Origin of the sequence: Synechococcus sp. UW69, from assembly GCF_900474185.1 — a bacterium.
In the GTDB taxonomy this organism is placed as follows: domain Bacteria; phylum Cyanobacteriota; class Cyanobacteriia; order PCC-6307; family Cyanobiaceae; genus Parasynechococcus.
The window spans coordinates 1-17,284 of the sequence record NZ_UCNW01000011.1 but is presented as its reverse complement, the minus strand read 5'-3'; the positions used below and the strand labels follow the sequence as shown (position 1 = coordinate 17,284).

The window sequence follows — 17,284 nt, the reverse complement described above, 5'->3', positions numbered from 1 at the left end:
TCAATATCATCATGTGTTGGATAGAGGTTCTATGCAGTTATGAGTTTCTCTCGATAAAATGGTTTTTCAGATTCTTACAAGAACTGCTCCTATGCCCTGTTCAGCCGCATGAAACAGTTCACCGAAACCAGTTCGGACCCCTATGACCGACATCACTACCGTGTGTGGTTGAGTGATGGGTCGTTTAAGGATGTCGAGAGCTACGACGAAGCGCAAAGAGTTTGGTATTCGAGCACTACAAGACCCAAGACAATTGAGGTCATGCAGCCGAAGACACGAAAGGGGGCAACGGGCTTCTAGATGGTTGGACAGAAATCGTTGTTGCTGCGACAAGAGTTGAGAATGGCCTCGGCGCTTGATTGATCTATTTGTTTCGCTATTTGCTTTTGATTGTTTGGCGGTCTGCGTAAAAGCGTTTTTATGATTTTTTGCATTTGTATGTGCTGCTTTTCCCGTTGGCGCTAATGGCTGATTCGCTTTCGCTGAGGCGAGCCCCATGAAGGCGGCAAGCTCGCTAGAGTCTGATGCTGATTCAGCTGGTAAATGTGAAATCGTCTTGCGGCTCGCATCCTCTAAAATTAATTGAACCATGCACTTTTCGGCTGTTTAGTGTTCAAGACTTTGCGTCTTCTTGATTGATGAATCAGTTTGAGGTCAATCAGATTCGTGCCAAGCTCCACAGGCTTGCTCTCGATGATGAGTTCGTTGATCGCTATATCGCCAAATTGATCAGAAACAACGAGCCCTTTGTCACGGCATCGAAGGTCATCGATCGATGGGAGAAGAACGATTCAGGCCAATTCGTTCTTCAGGCTCTTGCATGTGGGCTTATTGCGGCCTTGGCTGGCGCATGGTTTGCTGTTGTTCGTTGAGTAGATGAATTACGCGATGAATGAGGCAACGGCTATCTCGCTCTTTAGTGTGGGTATGGCAAGTACTCTTACTGTTTTATTTTTTGGGTTTCAGCGCACTTTTCGTTCGGAGCGAGAGCGCACATTGATGAAAAGAATGAGGTTCCGCCTTAATCGGATGATCTCAAATGAAAGTTCTTTGAGAGAATGATCACATTAATTTTGATCTGCAATTTTGTAGGTGAACAAGAGCCCTAAGCACAGCGTGCCAATGAGTGGTCCTGGCGGCAGATCAATGGCAACAGCCAACATCATTCCGCCGCCACATAGCAGCAGTCCTGTACTCGCGCTTCTGAGCATTAATTCTTTGAGGCTTCGGCTCCGCTCGACGTGCATCAGAACAGGAGCACAGAGCAAACCAATCACAAGAATCACGCCAACGGCTGTGATCGCACTAATCACAACCAGGGCTGTGATCAGGCTGCAGATCAGCCGAATCAGGATCACAGGTCGTCTGGCAACTGCGGCACCTTCGGGATCGATGCCGATGAACACCAGGTCGCGGTAGCCCCACACCACCATGGCCAACAGTGCGCTGGCTGAGATTGCTGTTCGAACCAGATCGGCTGTGTTGGCTGCCAGTAGATCGCCGAACAAAATTGTCTCGAGATCAACGCGTGTTTCCAGTAGTGGCACCAGCAGAACGCCTAGTGCTGTGAAGCCAGCCAGAACAGTGTTCATCGCACCTTCTTCCCGGCCTTTGAAACGTCGGTTCAGGCGTTCCGCTAACAGGGCACCCAGCAGTCCACTGACCAGCCCGCCAATGCTTGGGTCGATGCCGATGGCGAGGGCGATGACCAGGCCGGGCAGAACGGAATGGGCCATCAAATTGGCCAGAAGGACCCGTCGTTGGGTGATCAGCAGAGCTCCAGTGGCTGGACAGATGGCTCCAATCAACAACGAGATCACCAAGGGCAGAAGCCACCAGATGTCCAGCTCAACCACAGCAATGGCTCCCCATCATGCAGGTCATGTCGCTCAGTTTTTCGCGAACTGTTTCGGGTGTTCCGTTGGCAAGGATCTGTCCATCCATCACAACAACCTGGTCGTAGTCGTTAAGGGCGCTGCCCCAGTCGTGGCTGCTGACCAGAAGCGTCTGGCCTGATTCGGCCTGTTCTCGCATCACTCTGAGCAAGTGTTCCCGTGTTGGCGGATCGATGGCGCTGCAGGGTTCATCCAGCAGCAGGATCTCGGTCTGTTGCATCAACGCTCTTGCCAGCAAAATTCTTTGTTGCTGGCCGCCGGATAGATGGCTGAGGCGCCGGGACCCCATGGCTCCCATGCCAACGCGTTCCAGAAGTTGATTGGGGTGGTTTGCTGATGTTGTGTTGCAGTTGCTGGGCGTGCCCAGCTGCACCATGTCCTGAGCGGTGATTGGAAATGACCAGTCAATGGCTGCTCTTTGGGGCATCAATCCGATTTGCTTGCTGCAATTGATTGATCCTTGGCTGGGCTTGAGCCGCCCCTCCAGAAGATGCAACAACGTTGACTTGCCTGCTCCATTTGGCCCCACAAGTGCGGTCAGTGTTCCCGCCTGAAGCTGCAGGTTGGCCCTGTCAACGGTCTTGCGGCCCCCGTAGCTGAAACTCAGTTCGGTTGTGCTCAGTACGCACGACGAATCGCTCATCAACTCTTCAGCGACCTGACTTGGGCCTCTTGTTGTTTTGCACACCTCATGGTGGCGCGGAACCATGTGTTCAGCAAAATGATAATCATTCTCAATTCCGTCGTCCATGCGTTCTGTCTTGGTTCGATCGGCTGGCGTCGGTGTGGCCCTGGCCTTTGGCGCTGCTGTTGTTCCTGCCCATGCGGCTCAACCTGTAGTGGTTGCAGTTGATGGCACGCTTTGCGACATCACCAAAACTTTGGCTGGTGCTGCCGCCTCGGTAACTTGCCTGATCCCTCCCGGCGGGGATCCCCACTCCTATCGATTGAAGCCCAGTGATCGCAGTCAGATTGCCAAGAGCGATCTTGTTCTTCACATCGGTTTTGGCCTGACGCCTTCCGCCAAAAAACTCAAGAACCCCGGCACGGTTGTCGCTGTTGGTGAAGTTGCCCTGCCGTCTTATCGAGGCAGCGACCCGCATGTTTGGCACGATCCTGCCAATTCCGCTGCGATGGTGCGGGTTGTATCCAGTTCTCTGTCACCTGTTCTGCCGGCCAGTGAGCGCTCTGCCTTGCAGCAGCGCACCGCACGCGCCGTGGCTGTTTTTGAGGCTCTTCAGGTCTGGGAAGCCAAGCAGTTCGGTTCTCTGCCATCTCAGAACCGTGTCCTTGTAACTGATCACAAGACTTACAGCCATCTTGCCGATCGCTTTGGACTTGTTGAGATTTCGATGTTGGACAGTCACACCACCGGTGGCGTTTTGAGGCCTTCCAGTCTTCGCAAGATCACGCAGGAAGTGAAATCTTCCGGTGCCAAAACGATCTTTTCACCTTCGGCTACTCCGAACAAAACCCTTAGGCGCATCAGCAAGAACACGGGGTTGCCGATCGCGACAACACCTCTTTATGGAGAAGGGATTGCTGCAGGTCGCAATGCCGTTTCGACAGCGACGCTCAACGTCTGCACGATCGTCAATGGTCAGGGTGGTTCCTGTGATCAGTCAGGAGCCAATTCGTTGAATTCCCAGTGGTCATCGATCCGGTGATGTAACTCCTACTTCCGTCTTCAACTCTCTTTCGTCTCGTCTCGTCTCATCTCATCTCATCTCATGTTCCGTTCACGTCTTCTGCTTCTGGTTCTTCTGTTGAGTCCCTTGGCGGGTATTTCACCCGCCCAGGCCCATGGATCCCATGGTGGTGGTGGTGAAGAATCTCTAGAAGCTGGTGAATTCAACTTTACGCCGATCGTCACCATCGAAGGTCATGGCGGATTTGACATCAACCTCGAGGGAGATCCCAAGCACTACGCCATTGATGGCATGTTTGGTGGTGTTTTTGAGTGGGGACTCGAAAATGGTGGCTCTATCGTCATTGAGGCTGCTGTAGGTCCCGCACTTGTGTGGGGAGAAGCTGAGCACTTTTATGGAAAAGTGCATGTCCATGATCACGATGACGACCACGACGACCACGACGATCATGATGACCACGATGATCATGACGATCACGATCATCATGACCACGATGACCATCATGATGATCACGACGACCATGATGATCACGACGACCATGATGATCACGACAACCACGATGATCATGACGATCACGATCATGATGGCCACGATGATCATGGTCATGACACCGACTTCAAGCGCACGGATATCAGAGGCTTTCTTCAGGCCCGTTATGCGCCGAATGACCGTTTAAGTGTTGCTCTCTCCTGGAACCCTTATTACGTCACTCAGGATCAAGGCGAAGATATTCAGGGCCTTAAGAATGAACTAGGGGCAAATCTGACCTGGGCTCTTGGTGATGGAGATGTCAACTTTGGCCTAGGCGATGGAATTGAAGATCTGGTGAACGGTGTTTACCTTTCTCTGGATCACCGTCAGGGTTGGGAGTCTGATGGGATGTACGTCGGTAATTACACCGATCCTCGTGTTGGTTTGGGATTCAAATTTGGCGGTGATGAAATCTCGTTGATGATTGAGGCTGGCCCTCGTTTTTATGTCCCTGGCAGCTATGCAGGCTTAGATCCGCGCACAGACTTTGCTGGTGAAATCGAACTCTCTGTTCCCGTCGGCGATGCAACCTTGTTCCTGCATTGGCAGCAAACCTACAGTTGGGAAGATGCTCCGGGCTGGGGTGAAGGGTGGCAGCACCATGTCGGTACTGGTGTGACCTTTGCCTTCTAGGTTTCGGCGATCGGCGGATTTTTAGTTGATCGGGAGGGCATAATTGCCCTCCTTTTTTTGTTCTTGGCTGTCACTCCTGACGTCTTATTTGGGCGTGCTCTTCACTGATTGCTTCCTTTTGATGTTGATCAGTTGAGGCTGCTGGTCAGCCTGCGTTGAGCCATTGCGCTTCGCTGATGCTGTCGTTGATGACCTTGATGATCTGCAAGCTGTCGGAGTTAATCAAGCCGGCATGAGCATTGGTTCGGTTGGGTTGCGTCAGGGTCATCAACAATTGGTTTGTCACTGGGTTCCATTGGATGGGGCTTCCTGCCTTAAGCGTCCAGGGGGCCAGGGCCCGGCGTTGTGACACCTTTCCCTCTTGATTGATCAGCACCAGTTCGTGATTCCCGCGTTGCTGTTCCCAGCGACCAAGAACTGCCCAGACCCTTTCGCCGCGGTTGTCGCAGGCCACCCCAAGTACGGCCTGATCGCCAAGGTGAAGCTGTTTCGGTGCTTTTCCAGGAATCACCAGCTCGATCGAGCGTCTGTAATCCGGCCAATGTCGGATCAGCACAGCCCGTCCGGAGGCGCCGCAGAAGGCACCTAGCTCCCTGCTCCCAGGCAGGATCTGAGGCTTTTGGTTCGTTGTTTCCAGCGCTCGAAGGGTCAGGCCGTCATAGGTGGGCATCACGACGCCACCCCCGGCGGGAAGCAACTGCATCGGCCCGGATGGTTTCAAGGCCAAATGCTTCCGTTTGCCATTGGCCTGCACCAGCAGGGCTTGATCGCTCCCAGGACGGAACCCTCCGCTTTGCACCAGCAGATCGCCATTGAGATTGCTGCTGAGATGAGCGAAGAGCACTTCCCCCTTTAAGAGTGGCTGCGTGCTGCTAACAGTCGGTGGCCCTAAGGCCGCCACGCTGATGGCGGTGCTGCGGGGAGTCAGTTGCTCCCACCACACCTGTTCGGTGCCGTTCTGATCACGCCCCACCAGGGCGATGCCTCGGCCGTTGCCTAAGGGCACGACGCTGGGGATGGCAGGCCAGACCCGACTGATGGGAATCCAGCCTCCTGATCGCGTTTGCAGTTGAACCTGCTCGCCGCCTGGCACTGGCCGCGTCGCGATCAGCCAGGGTCTCGGATCCCACCACCATTGCTGCCGATCCAGCAGCAGCTCGCGTTGGTCTTGGCCGGAGAGGGATAGTTCGATCGGGGCCTTAAGCACGACCTTTGAATCGATCACCATCCGCAGGGGTGTTGTCTCCCCCAGCCACTGATGGGCCACGTTCGGTTCCAGTCGGGTGGCGTCGCTGACGCTGGTCCGATTCATCGGTCGACTGAACTGCAAATCCAGTGCCGCGGTGCCGCTCTGCACCTGCTGGGGCTTGAGCTGCACCAGTCGCGGAGTTCGGCGCAGCAGCAGTTGTTGCTGCGCCAGGACTGCAGTGCAGGCCATCAGCATGAGCATCAACAACCGCTGCCTCATGGCTCCAGGGGCCGCTCGGGCCTCTCAATCGGAGTGATGGTTGATGGAACGACGACAGGGATGCGCCGATCCTTCCGGCTTTGCACTGTCATCGTCCCGCTTATGGCTAACCACTGGTTGGTTTTTGGTGTGAACCACTCAGGCCACTCCACTGCCAGGCCAGCGGGTGTGGCGTCGGCAAGGCAACAGCGAACGGTGAGCCTCGCGATCAGCGGTGGACCCTCCGGCTGCCTCCAGACAAATCCGCTGATTCGCACAGGGTTGTCAGCGACAAGATCGGGGTCTGGCTGGCTGCGCAGGTAACGCACCCATTCCGTGAGGCTGCGTTGTTCCGGCGGCAGCACAAACGCCAATTCCGGTGGATCTGGAAGGCCCTGGGGGCGGTTGCTGGCCAGGTCACTAAAGGAGGGGGTCGGCGGCACCATCAAAACCAGCACGCCCATCAAGCCGCTGAGCAGCCAGGGCCATCGCCACCGTTCCCGGCGGCCACCCTTTTCCAGCAAAAGGGCCACTCCCACCATCAGCAACAACAGGCCGGTGACCCCCACCAGGCTGTGAAAGACCCCCCGCAGCAGCAGGTCGAGGCGGCCACTGTGGAAACTCCACAGAAGTGTGAGGCCCCAGAGCACCATCAGGGATCCGCTCTTCAGCACGACCAGCCCCTCACAGCTGCCACAGGTTGATCCACTGACCGATCAGCAGCACCCCAAGACTCGCACTGATCGCAGTGATCACGATGGCCCGTGGGCGCATCAGCACCGTGAACAGTCCCGCCAGTTTGAGATCAACGACGGGGCCCAGCAACAGAAACGCCAGAAGGGCTCCTGGCGTGATCTGAGCTGCAAATCCGAGGGCGAGAAAGGCATCCACGCTGGAGCAGACCGACACCACGACGGCCAGCAGCATCAAGGCCAGGATCGACGCCGTCGGTGCGCCCCCAACGGCCAAGAGCCAACTGCGCGGCAGCCAGGTCTGCACCAGAGCTGCGATCACACACCCCAGCACCAGCAGGGCCAGGAGATCGAGAAACTCGCGGCAGCTTTGATCCAACACCTGCCAGCCCTTGATCCGTTGGTTGGTGGCTGGGCGTTTTGTGGTGGATGAAGCTCCAATCAGGCCACTGCTGCGCTGCAGCAGCCCCACGTTGCTCAGGGGCTGGCTCATGCGGCGTTCCTCCAGAAGCGCTGTTGCCAGCAGCTGTGTCTCGGGCAATTGCACCAGCAACAGACTCAGCAGGATCGCCAGCAGAAAAGCCCCCAATGGTCGGGCCACCAGAAGCCAGGGCTGATCGGGAAAGGCCGCCCAGGTGCTGGCCAGGACGATGGGATTGAGCACCGGCGCAGCAAACAGAAAGCCAAACGCGGTGCCCATTGGGGCACCGCTGGCCAGCAGACGGCGGGCGACCGGGACATTGCCGCATTCGCAGGCCGGCAGTGCAAACCCCATTAAGGCGCCGATGATCGGTGCCAGCACGGGGTTCTTCGGGAGCCTGTCGATCCATGCGCCCGGCGGCACCGCCCATCTGGCGAGCCCCGCGATGGCGACGCCCAGCATCAGGAACGGAATGGCTTCCAACAGCAACCCCTGAAAGATCGCCCAGGCGGTGGCGAGCTTGTCCAAGTCGTTGGGGTGAAACGCACTCCAACGTTCCCAGGTCGGCCCGTTAAAGGAAAGCCAGGAAACGCTTTGTTGAGCTCATGCCGAGCCGGGCAAGGCCAGTGCTTGGATTCTTAAGGGATGATTAAGGAGGGAAAGGGTGTTGGATCTTGGTTTGTCAGTTTTTCTCGCCCTGTCTGGCGTGAGTGTCGTGGACAGTCCCCGCGACTGCCGTGATCAACCTGGGCTCATGGGTGGCTACATCAGTGGCACCAACTTGATTGAGCTTTGCGAGAGCAATGTTCGTCGTTCTGATCAGGATCTCGAGCGGGTGTTACGCCATGAAATGGTGCATGCCATTCAGGAGAACTTTGATCTTCGAATGTCGGTGATTCCCGAGCCGCTACTCACCTGGCTGGTCCGCTGGACCATGGATGACCGTGAGGTGATGACGGTTCTCCTTTACGACGAGCAGGAGACGGAGCAGGAGTTTGAGGCCCGGCTTTTGGCCAACCTGCCCAACTGGGTGGTTGGCTCTCTGCTTTGGATCAGTGAGCACCGGCACCGTGCGGTTCACGATGGCCTCAAGCTTCCCCAGCCCTGGGATGTGCTTCCTGTTGAGGCGATCCTGTGGCGGGATCAGTACGCCGTGGCCCGTCGTTGAGCTGGCGCGTCAAGGTGGTGCCCAGTCATCAGTGGCAGCGGGATGGGTTGGTGCTTCTGGATTGATCGCGGCGGCACCTTCACCGATCTGATTGGTCGCGATCCAGAGGGGCGGCTGCATGTGCGCAAGGTGCTGTCTGAGCAGGCGAGTTCTGGAGACCCTGCGGTGTCGGCCATGGTCGCGATGCTGGATTCGGGGTCGTCTGGTGTGGATCTGGGGGACGTCGATGAGGTGCGCCTCGGCACCACTGTCGCCACCAATGCGTTGTTGGAGGGCTGTGGTGCGCCATTGTTTTTGCTCACCAATGCAGGCCTGAGGGATCAGCTGTGGATCGGCGATCAACATCGCGACGATCTGTTCGCTCTTGAGCAATCCAAGCGTCCCTTTCTGGCGGAAACGGTGCTGGAGGTGGCCGGTCGGCTCGATGCGCGGGGTGATGAGGTGGAGCCTTTGGTGCTGGATCAACCGCTGCGGCGGCGTTTGGAGGAGCTGCGCCGGTCCGGTCTCGACGTCGCCGTGGTGGCGTTCCTGCATGCCCAGTGCAATCCACTCCATGAGCAGCGTTGTGCGGCAATGCTGCGCGAGGTTGGCTTTCGCACCGTGGTCTGCTCCCATCAGGTGAGCGTGATGCCCCGCCTGGTGCCGCGGGGGCAGACGGCGTTGGTGGAGGGGGCCGTGCATCCGGTGCTGGATGGCTACCTGCAGCAAGTGCGAGGGGCGCTTGGATCTGCCACGCCACTGCGGGTGATGACTTCCAGCGGAGCGTTGCAGGCTCCGGTCACCTTGCAGGCCAAAGACACCATCCTTTCGGGGCCGGCGGCCGGGATGGTGGGTGCGATCGCGGCGGCGCGGCTTGCCGGTTTTGAAGGGGTACCGGTGCTGGGCTTCGATATGGGGGGGACGTCGACGGATGTGTTCTGCGTGGCTTCCGCTGATGCGCAGGCGTTGCGGCAGGTCAAGGAGCAGACCGAGATCGCCGGCTTGCAGTTGCTGGCCTCCCGCTTGCCGATTGAAACGGTGGCTGCCGGAGGCGGATCGGTGCTGGAGCTGCAGGGGGAGCGCCTGCGGGTGGGTCCCCGCTCCGCGGGGGCGCGACCGGGTCCCGCTTGCTACCGCGCTGGGGGACCGCTCACCATCACCGACGCGAACCTGCTGCTGGGGCGTCTGCAGGTGGCGTGCTTCCCGGCGGTGTTCGGCGCTTGCGCTGATTTGCCCCCGGATGTTGACGTGGTGCGGCGTGCGTTCGCGGATCTTGCTGCAACGCTGGGGCAGACCTCGGAGCGGCTAGCGGCGGGGGCGTTGCAACTGGCGGTGGAAACCATGGCCGCAGCCATTCGCCGCGTTTCGCTGCATCGGGGTGAGGACATCCGTGGCGGGGTGTTGGTGGCCTACGGCGGTGCCGGTGGTCAGCATGCCTGTCGTCTGGCGGATGAACTCGGACTCAACACCGTGCTGTTGCACCCCATGGCCGGTGTTCTCTCCGCCTTTGGCATGGGGCAGGCCCGCCAGCGCTGCCGGCGACAAGTGCATCTCGGCGTTCCGCTGTCCTCCGCCCTGCTGGCTGAGATGCCTCATCAGGTCGAGATGCTGACCCATGAGGCGCAGGAGGAGTTACGTCGCCAGGGCGATTGTGCTGACCTCGACTCTGAGGCGCCGGAGGTCTGGGTCAACCTTGCCCTGCGTTATGCCGCTGCAGAACAGACGTTGGTGCTCACCTGGTCTCCGGACCAAGTTGTTGACGACCTGGTCTCGGCCTTTCAGACGAGCCATCAATTGCGCTTCGGCTACTGCATCGATGCCGATCAGGCTCTGATCGTCGAACAGCTCAATGTTGAGGTCACAGCGCCGCAACAGTTCGATGCGACAGCACCGAATGGGCCGAATGGGCCGAATGGGATTGCCGAACGAACGTCAGAACTGGCGGGTTTCCAGCTGGTGCCGATGCACCTCGAGCAGAGCGGCTGGACCCAGGTTCCCCTGTACGAGCGCAGCGCCTTGGTGCTGGATCAAAGGATCTCAGGCCCAGCTCTGATCGCCGAATCCACCGGATGCACGGTTCTGGATGACGGCTGGCAGGCAAGGGTGGCGCAGGGGGACACGTTGTTGTTGGAGCGCCGGCAGCCTCAGGCCGGTTCGCCATCGCTGGCGGAGGGTGATGCGGACGACCCGCTTCAGGCGGAACTGTTTCGCCACCGCTTCATGGCGATCGCCGAACAGATGGGGGAACAACTGCGGCAGAGCAGCCGATCCGTGAACATTCGCGAGCGCCTGGATTTCTCCTGTGCGTTGTTCGATGCCTCGGGTGCCCTGGTGGCCAATGCCCCCCACATCCCGGTGCATCTGGGATCGATGGGAGACAGCGTGCGTGACCTGCTGGCTCAGGTATCCGCTGGCGATGTTGCACCGCTGCAGCCGGGCGACACGCTGCTCAGCAACGACCCCTTCCACGGCGGCACCCACCTGCCCGATATCACCGCCATATCGCCGGTGTTCTGCAATGGGGATCAGCCCAGCTTCTTTGTGGCCAGTCGTGGCCATCACGCCGATGTGGGCGGAATTGCCCCCGGGTCGATGCCGTCCTTCAGCCTCACCATGGCTGATGAGGGCCTGCTGCTGCGCAACCTGCTGTTTGTTCGCGAGGGCCGGGTCCTCGACGCTGATTTGGAAACGGCGTGGAGCGGAATGGCAACGCCGCCACGCAACCCATCAGAACTGCTGGCCGACCTGCAGGCGCAGGTGGCGGCCAATCAGGCCGGAATTGCGGCGCTGCAACATCTCGTGGAGCGGGAGGGGGAGGTCGTGGTGCAACGGCAGATGACTCTTCTGCAGAGGGATGCAGCAAGCAGTGTTCAGCACCTGTTGTCGCGCCTGACGGGCGCCCGTCAACAGCTTGTGATGGATGACGGCTCATGCCTGGTGGTGGAGGTCAGCCTTGATCGGCAACGCCAACGGCTGCGGTTGGATTTCACCGGAACATCGCCCCAACGGCCGGGCAACTTCAATGCCCCCTTGGCGGTGACGCGCGCGGCCGTGCTGTACGTGATCCGTTGCCTCCTCGACAACGACATCCCCTTGAACGAGGGCTGTTTCGCACCACTCGATCTGGTGGTGCCACCGGGCTGTCTGTTGAATCCGCGTTACCCAGCGGCTGTGGTGGCCGGCAATGTGGAGGTGTCTCAGGTCCTTTGCAATCTGTTGTTCGGTGCCTTTGGTGTCCAGGCGGCCGGCCAGGGAACGATGAACAATTTCAGCTTCGGCAATGGGCGCTGTCAGTACTACGAAACGGTGGCCGGTGGCGGTGGAGCTGGGGATGGCTTTGCCGGCTCCGTGGGCCTGCAATCGCACATGACCAACTCAAGGCTGACGGATCCCGAAGTGCTGGAAAGCCGTTATCCCGTGCGGCTGGAATCCTTCGCTGTGCGCTGCGGCAGTGGTGGGAACGGCCGTTGGCCTGGGGGCGACGGCCTGGAGCGCACGATCCGTTTCCTTGAACCGATGTGTGTGTCGTTGATCAGTGGATCCCGGCAGGTGCCTCCGTTCGGGCTCAACGGTGGGTCAAGCGGAGCTTGTGGTGTGAATCTGCGCCTGGACTGTGACGGGGCGGAGCATCCCCTACCCGGTTCTGTTCAGCTGGAGCTCGAGGCTGGCGAGGCCATTCGCATGCTCACTCCGGGGGGAGGCGGCATGGGAGGTTGAGGGGGATGCCTGGCGTGGAGTTGTGTGCCGATGCGATCACAGGGCTGGTGGTTGGCAGTGCTGCTGGGCTGCAGCTTGATGGGGAGCGCCCAAGCCCAATCCAAGAGCCTGGATCAGCAGGTGTTCCAGCTGCAGCTGGTGATTGATCAGATCCGCCTCGCCCGTTCCGTTGGAGATCGCGTCGGCGTGTGCACTGAATCACGCCGCGCTAACAATCTGTTATTGGAGATTCTTCCCGCCCTGCAACGGCAACGCCCGAGCCTTAATCACGCCGCCTTACAAGACACGATTCTGTTGGGATTTGATGTCTGCTGATCACACGCTCTTGCGGTATTTTTATTTGCGATAATGGGAAAAACTCGGGCTTGATTTGTCATCAATAAGCGACGAGAAGCTTGTTTTTTGCTCACAAGTTATCGCTGTTTATCCCATTGAAAGACCTAGATCCACGGAGCAAGATCCATGGGTTGTGGTTTTTTCTGCTTTCTACAACGTTCCCTGATTGCCCCAGGGTCTGGTTGGGGATTTGCCTGGTTAAGCGACTTCCCCGCCGGGCTGTTGCAGGAGCTTGAATGCTGAGGACAGCAGGGTGATGCCGAACAGTGTTCCCAAGGCCCAGACACTGTCACTCGGCCACTCGAGCACTAATAACAGGCCGATGCCTGCGGAGAGCAGACCATCGAGGAGCACCAGTCCAGCCATCGGGCCTTTCGACGTTGCGCCCGCAGCGAGCTCCATGATTCCCTCAAACAGCACAACCACTCCCGCGAACAGGGTCAGGCTGATCTCTCCTTCGATCGGGTCGATCAAAATGAAGATCGCTCCACCGATATAGAGAAGAGCCGAGAGCACGCGGAAGAGCTTCCCCGGAGCATTGCCTTGCCCCAGCCGCAGGAGCTGACTCACCCCTGCCGAAAAGGCGATGCCTCCTAAGGCCAGTGTCAGCAGCGTCGCTGAAATGAAGGGGAGAAGGATTGCCGCTACGGCCCCAAGAATCAGCAGCGCTGCTGCGAGTTGCCTCTGGCGGTTGGAGGACATTGCAGCAGCGCGTCTGAATTGACCCTAGGTCTGTTAATGAAAATCAGCATGACAACCCATTGTCGAAGGGCAGCTGCGGATTCAAATTGAGTGCAGTCAGGTTTGTGGCATGGGTTTGCTTCAGACAATTCAAGGTCGCCTGCTCCAGTACGACTCGCCGTCACGTCAGCTTCAGCAGGCTCATTTCGACGCAGCCCGACGTCTGGCTCAGGCCCAATTTCAGTTCGCTGATGTTGAGTTAAGCCAGCGCCTCTGGCAGGACGTGGCTGATCGCGATCTGGATGTCGATCGGATCCTGAACCTGCTGTATGGCTGTTGGTTCCAGGAGGATGCGGCAGCGTTGCGCGCTGCCGATGCCGACTATCAGGCGCGTCGCCAGCAGGAGTTGATCCCCGGGGTGTTTGAGCACTGCTGAAGTGCTATTGCTTTGTGGATCTCATCGCTGATTTGCCGGATCTGTTGTTCCAGAGATAACGCCCGATGGAATGCTCCATCCCGTTGTGCGGCATCTTGTTGATCCCAAAGATCTAGTCTTTGGCTGAGAAGTTGTGTGAGATTGTTGTTGCCGAAGTTTGATGTTGGTTGTTGCATACCAGCATTGTTCTGCAGTTCCTGACTGATTCCAACTGTTGCCTTGGTGTAAACACCGTCAGCATCAGTTCGGTTGCCCCTCTGCTTGGCATGGCGTCCTAAACAGGAGCTGCCTGTGGCTCATATGACTTGCCTCAGATATGAACATCGTTGTCTTAGATCGTTCTGATTGGCGGGATGAAGAGCATGTTCGTCTTGTTGATCGCCGGGCTGATCACATTCGTGCGGTGCTGCGGGCTGCGGTAGGCGACAGCGTTCGGGTTGGTGAGCTCAATGGCCTTTTGGGTCACGGACGCATCTGCGCGATCGATGCGGATTCAGTGGTGTTACGCGTTGAATTGAGTCAGCCACCGCCGCCGCGACACCGGTTCGACGTTGTTCTGTCGTTGCCGAGGCCCAAGGTGCTGCGCCGTCTGTTCCGCACCGTGGCGGAGTACGGGGTGGCCAATCTTCATCTGATCCAAAGCGCCCGAGTGGAAAAGAGCTATTGGCAGTCGCCTTTACTCGCACCGGACAAGGTTCATGACGCGTTGCTGGCCGGGATGGAACGCGCGAGCGACACCGTGGTTCCAAAGGTGCATCAATACAGACGCTTTCGCCCTTTTGTGGAAGACCAGCTGAAGGACATCTGTGCGGGACGGCCTTGCTGGATTGCACAGATGGGGGCCTCCCTCGCGCTGCGCGAAACACCTCCGGGGGATGCTGTGGTGATGGTGGGTCCGGAGGGTGGTTTTGTTCCCTTTGAACTGGAGTTGGCTCAGGCTGTGCTGGCGCAGCCGGTGCATTTGGGATCGCGCACATTGAGTGTGGACACGGCCCTCACCACGGCTTTGGCCCAGGGATGATGGTGGGTGATGTGTTGGTTCAACGGCGGCTGCAATGAACGACCTGGCTGGATTGCGAGCTCTTGTTGAGGATGTCGGTTCCGGCAACGTGATCGATGCCGAACTGCTCGACGGGTGTCCGGTGGAGGCCCATGAACTCGATGAGATGGATGCGTCCCAGGCCGCCCAGGTCGCCGCCCATTGCTTCGGCCTCCTCTTCGATCACAAGGTGGAGCAGCTGCAGGGGGTCGAGGCTGATCTCGATGCAGGCTTGTGGTCAGGAACTGTTGATGGGTTCGGGTTTCAGATCAGTCGCGATGACGTCGGCGATCTGGTGCTCGATTTTTCGAGCCAGCAATCGTGACGATTGATGAGCTGCGGTGCGACTTGACGGCCCGGCTTGGAGAGGCGGTGGAGGAGGTGCTCACTCGGGATGGTCATCCTGTCGATGACATCACCGAGTTGTATCAGCCTTCCCCGGCTGGCTTTGGTGGTCAGCTTCGCCTTAAACGTGGCCGACGATTGGCTTGGGAGTTATGGCTGGAGGACGGTGACTCCTGGAATTTTCATGCGGCAGAGGTGGTCCAGTAAGGAGTTCTTTAGAGCGTCTGCGGATGCAGGCGACTTGGGCGATAGGAGAGCAGGAATTTCTGCTCTTCATTGGCCTTCCGTTTAACAGCTGTGATCAGGTCTTCCCCTGTGTTCCAGACCCAAATCTGATCGTTGTGGTCCGCTTCTTCAACACTCGTGCTGAGTGGTGAGCCATGGCGGGCCCGCAATCCGGCCAGCACTTCCGTCATGTCATCGATCGCGAATTCGTAGGCGAGCCATTGCAAGCCCTGGGACTGGCTCAACTCAAACGTGACGCGGGAGACAGGCAGCCGATCAAGCATCACATCTTGAACTTCAAATCTTTCCTGGGGACGATCTCCGATGGGTTTCGCCTGACCCAAATGAGCATCCACCTGCTCCAGAGGCATTCCCCAGGCCAAGCCCTCCACACAGGCTGAGGCCGGGTGCCCAGGAAGAATCACCACAAACACTGCCACTAGGCCAATCAGGAGTGCTCTCAATGGCTTAAGAGCCCCATGACACATTCGCCATTCTGCAGAGTTATCCATTACATCTCAACGTATAAAAAGTGAAGAACGGTGTTTTTCTGGGGCTTTAGTGAGGTCTCTGAATCAAGTTGCTTGAGTCAAAACACTCATTCATGCGTCACTTTCTTTCTTTGGCCCTGGCCGCTTTGATCGCATTGATCGCTCCATCCATGGTATTTGCTGCAGATGCTGCCCATGGTGAGCAAGTGTTCTCCGCCAATTGCGCGGCTTGCCATATCGGCGGCGGCAACGTTGTGAATGGTCAGCGCACCCTCCAACAGGATGACCTCAAGGCTTATCTCGCCAACTACAACGAGGGTCATGAAGAGGCCATCGCTTATCAGGTGACCAATGGCAAAAACGGTATGCCTGCTTTTGGCCCAAATCTGAGCGCAGCTGAAATTGCTGATGTTGCTGCTTATGTCGAATCCCAGTCGGTAAAAGGCTGGTCCTGAAGGCCTTAACCCCCAGCTCGTGGCAGAGCTGAGAACGCTCGACTCAAATGTTTCCCCTGGCTGGCTGACCGGTCAGGGGATTTTTTTGTTCAGCACGAATCTCATCCTTATAGTGAAATGCTGGTATCAGCGGGGATCAGCCGCTGATGGAAACGGGGAAAGAGCGGTGAAAATCCGTCGCTGTCCCGCAGCTGTGAAACGTCGGCTCCGCCGACGTCAGTCAGAACGCCCGCCAGGACAACACCGACGAGGATCGACTTTGAATTTTTTGCCCTTGGCCTTTCGGAGGCCATTTCAGATTGCTGCCACGTCACTTACGGCAGTTGTCTTGATCGCCAGTCCGGCGTTTGCGCACCATCCCTTCGGCATGGGTGACAGCTCAGCACTGACTGCTTGGCAGGGCTTGATCAGTGGCATCGGGCACCCGCTCCTGGGTCCTGACCATCTTTTGTTCCTGTTGGCGATCGCCTTGATCGGGCTGAAACGCCCTCTGGCCTGGGTGGTACCGCTTCTGGCCCTTGGCCTCGGTGGCAGTGTGCTTTCGCAGTTCATTCCGCTGCCTGATGCGATTGCGCCTTGGGCAGAAGCTCTGGTGTCTCTCAGCCTTGTTGCGGAGGGATTGATTGCCCTCACCGTGCTGTCACCGTTCTGGTTGTGCCCGTTGATCGCCCTCCATGGCTTTCTACTGGGCAGCACGATCTTTGGGGCTGAAGCCACGCCTCTACTGACGTATTTCCTTGGCCTGCTGTTAGGCCAGGGAGCCTTGCTTCTGCTGGTGGCGGCATGGTCCAAAGGGCTGCTGGAACGTCTTGGCTCCCAAGGCCAGCGGCTGGGTGCTGGGATCTGGATGGGGATCGGCATGGCCTTTGCCTGGGTGGCCCTGATAGACTGATCGGAAGCATTCCTTTTGCAACCTTTGACCCCAGCGATCGCATCTGGGGTTTTTTTGTCTCTTCCTATCCATGAAGCTTTGCCGGCAACTGCTGGTGGCTCCTGCTGCCCTTGGCCTTCTGGCCCCTTTGGCTGTTGTCAACAGCCCAGCAGCAAATGCCGCCGAGCTGAACATCAACGGCGTTTCTGATTACGCGGCTTCCGCTGATCAGGTGACCAGCGTCACCCAGTTCTCCGACGTCTACCCCACCGA

At 58.1% G+C, this 17,284-nt stretch carries 20 protein-coding genes, 1 pseudogene and 1 riboswitch; of the genes and pseudogenes, 13 read left to right on the top strand and 8 right to left on the bottom strand.

The window, feature by feature from the left end; all coding sequences use genetic code 11:
* Positions 1 to 66 precede the first annotated feature (66 nt).
* Positions 67 to 591, bottom strand: coding sequence for a hypothetical protein (locus DXY29_RS13570; RefSeq protein ID WP_170952214.1), 525 nt, complete (start codon positions 589 to 591; stop codon positions 67 to 69).
* A 47-nt stretch (positions 592 to 638) separates the two neighbouring features.
* Between DXY29_RS13570 and DXY29_RS10915 the strand changes: the two genes are divergently transcribed.
* Entirely contained in the window at positions 639 to 872 is a 234-nt protein-coding gene (locus DXY29_RS10915; RefSeq protein ID WP_115025081.1) for a hypothetical protein, read from the top strand.
* Positions 873 to 1,067: 195 nt separating this feature from the next.
* Here the strand turns inward: DXY29_RS10915 and DXY29_RS10910 are convergent, their stop codons facing one another.
* Together DXY29_RS10910 and DXY29_RS10905 are read right to left on the bottom strand one after the other, a co-directional pair.
* Positions 1,068 to 1,856 carry a metal ABC transporter permease gene (locus DXY29_RS10910; RefSeq protein WP_115025080.1) on the bottom strand — a complete coding sequence of 263 codons (789 nt, stop codon included), beginning with the start codon at positions 1,854 to 1,856 and terminating at the stop codon, positions 1,068 to 1,070.
* A complete protein-coding gene (locus tag DXY29_RS10905) occupies positions 1,849 to 2,538 on the bottom strand; it encodes a metal ABC transporter ATP-binding protein (protein WP_115025352.1) in 690 nt (229 codons plus the stop codon). Before DXY29_RS10905 ends, DXY29_RS10910 begins: the two co-directional genes overlap by 8 nt.
* 106 nt (positions 2,539 to 2,644) lie before the next feature.
* On the opposite strand from DXY29_RS10905, the gene DXY29_RS10900 reads away from it, so the two are divergent.
* Both DXY29_RS10900 and DXY29_RS10895 read left to right on the top strand, forming a co-directional pair.
* Entirely contained in the window at positions 2,645 to 3,562 is a 918-nt protein-coding gene (locus tag DXY29_RS10900; RefSeq protein ID WP_115025079.1) for a metal ABC transporter substrate-binding protein, read from the top strand.
* Positions 3,563 to 3,625: 63 nt separating this feature from the next.
* Positions 3,626 to 4,708, top strand: a complete 1,083-nt coding sequence (locus DXY29_RS10895) for a hypothetical protein (RefSeq protein ID WP_115025078.1) — start codon at positions 3,626 to 3,628, stop codon at positions 4,706 to 4,708.
* 145 nt (positions 4,709 to 4,853) lie between these two features.
* On the opposite strand, the gene DXY29_RS10890 is transcribed toward DXY29_RS10895, so the two are convergent.
* From DXY29_RS10890 to DXY29_RS10880, 3 genes are read right to left on the bottom strand one after another with little or no spacing between them, the layout of a single operon-like run.
* A complete protein-coding gene (locus DXY29_RS10890; RefSeq protein ID WP_115025077.1) occupies positions 4,854 to 6,176 on the bottom strand; it encodes a hypothetical protein in 1,323 nt (440 codons plus the stop codon).
* Positions 6,173 to 6,826 (bottom strand): TIGR03943 family protein, encoded by a 654-nt coding sequence (locus tag DXY29_RS10885; RefSeq protein WP_115025351.1) that lies wholly within the window; start codon positions 6,824 to 6,826, stop codon positions 6,173 to 6,175. The genes DXY29_RS10890 and DXY29_RS10885 overlap by 4 nt, the downstream gene beginning before the upstream one ends.
* Positions 6,827 to 6,839: 13 nt before the next feature.
* Positions 6,840 to 7,796, bottom strand: a complete 957-nt coding sequence (locus tag DXY29_RS10880) for a permease (RefSeq protein WP_115025076.1) — start codon at positions 7,794 to 7,796, stop codon at positions 6,840 to 6,842.
* A gap of 187 nt (positions 7,797 to 7,983) precedes the next feature.
* Between DXY29_RS10880 and DXY29_RS10875 the strand changes: the two genes are divergently transcribed.
* From DXY29_RS10875 to DXY29_RS10865, 3 genes are read left to right on the top strand one after another with little or no spacing between them, the layout of a single operon-like run.
* Positions 7,984 to 8,436, top strand: a complete 453-nt coding sequence (locus DXY29_RS10875; RefSeq protein ID WP_170952213.1) for a hypothetical protein — start codon at positions 7,984 to 7,986, stop codon at positions 8,434 to 8,436.
* A 42-nt stretch (positions 8,437 to 8,478) separates the two neighbouring features.
* A complete protein-coding gene (locus DXY29_RS10870; protein ID WP_115025074.1) occupies positions 8,479 to 12,132 on the top strand; it encodes a hydantoinase B/oxoprolinase family protein in 3,654 nt (1,217 codons plus the stop codon).
* A 30-nt stretch (positions 12,133 to 12,162) separates the two neighbouring features.
* Positions 12,163 to 12,447, top strand: coding sequence for a hypothetical protein (locus DXY29_RS10865; RefSeq protein WP_115025073.1), 285 nt, complete (start codon positions 12,163 to 12,165; stop codon positions 12,445 to 12,447).
* A 219-nt stretch (positions 12,448 to 12,666) separates the two neighbouring features.
* Here DXY29_RS10865 and DXY29_RS10860 read toward each other — a convergent pair whose 3' ends face one another.
* Positions 12,667 to 13,170: an HdeD family acid-resistance protein gene (locus DXY29_RS10860; protein WP_115025072.1), complete on the bottom strand. Its 504-nt coding sequence runs from the start codon at positions 13,168 to 13,170 to the stop codon at positions 12,667 to 12,669.
* A gap of 109 nt (positions 13,171 to 13,279) precedes the next feature.
* Between DXY29_RS10860 and DXY29_RS10855 the strand changes: the two genes are divergently transcribed.
* From DXY29_RS10855 to DXY29_RS10840, 4 genes are all read left to right on the top strand, one after another.
* Entirely contained in the window at positions 13,280 to 13,585 is a 306-nt protein-coding gene (locus DXY29_RS10855) for a hypothetical protein (protein ID WP_115025071.1), read from the top strand.
* A 316-nt stretch (positions 13,586 to 13,901) separates the two neighbouring features.
* The gene (locus tag DXY29_RS10850) at positions 13,902 to 14,606 is read left to right on the top strand and encodes a 16S rRNA (uracil(1498)-N(3))-methyltransferase (protein ID WP_115025070.1); all 705 of its coding nucleotides are present in this window, start codon (positions 13,902 to 13,904) and stop codon (positions 14,604 to 14,606) included.
* Between the two features lie 34 nt (positions 14,607 to 14,640).
* The gene (locus DXY29_RS10845) at positions 14,641 to 14,949 is read left to right on the top strand and encodes a hypothetical protein (protein ID WP_115025069.1); all 309 of its coding nucleotides are present in this window, start codon (positions 14,641 to 14,643) and stop codon (positions 14,947 to 14,949) included.
* Complete coding sequence (locus DXY29_RS10840; RefSeq protein ID WP_115025068.1) at positions 14,946 to 15,176, top strand: hypothetical protein; 231 nt, start codon at positions 14,946 to 14,948, stop codon at positions 15,174 to 15,176. The genes DXY29_RS10845 and DXY29_RS10840 overlap by 4 nt, the downstream gene beginning before the upstream one ends.
* A gap of 8 nt (positions 15,177 to 15,184) precedes the next feature.
* Here the strand turns inward: DXY29_RS10840 and DXY29_RS10835 are convergent, their stop codons facing one another.
* Positions 15,185 to 15,706, bottom strand: a complete 522-nt coding sequence (locus DXY29_RS10835) for a hypothetical protein (protein ID WP_244279381.1) — start codon at positions 15,704 to 15,706, stop codon at positions 15,185 to 15,187.
* 92 nt (positions 15,707 to 15,798) lie between these two features.
* Here DXY29_RS10835 and DXY29_RS10830 point away from each other — a divergent pair, with 92 nt between their 5' ends.
* The 3 genes and pseudogenes from DXY29_RS10830 to DXY29_RS10820 all read left to right on the top strand — a co-directional run.
* Complete coding sequence (locus DXY29_RS10830; RefSeq protein WP_115025066.1) at positions 15,799 to 16,140, top strand: c-type cytochrome; 342 nt, start codon at positions 15,799 to 15,801, stop codon at positions 16,138 to 16,140.
* A gap of 104 nt (positions 16,141 to 16,244) precedes the next feature.
* Positions 16,245 to 16,392, top strand: a riboswitch (cobalamin riboswitch).
* Between the two features lie 115 nt (positions 16,393 to 16,507).
* Complete coding sequence (locus tag DXY29_RS10825) at positions 16,508 to 17,032, top strand: HupE/UreJ family protein (RefSeq protein WP_371411090.1); 525 nt, start codon at positions 16,508 to 16,510, stop codon at positions 17,030 to 17,032.
* 70 nt (positions 17,033 to 17,102) lie between these two features.
* Positions 17,103 to 17,284 (top strand): annotated as a pseudogene (locus DXY29_RS10820) (porin); the annotation flags it as partial.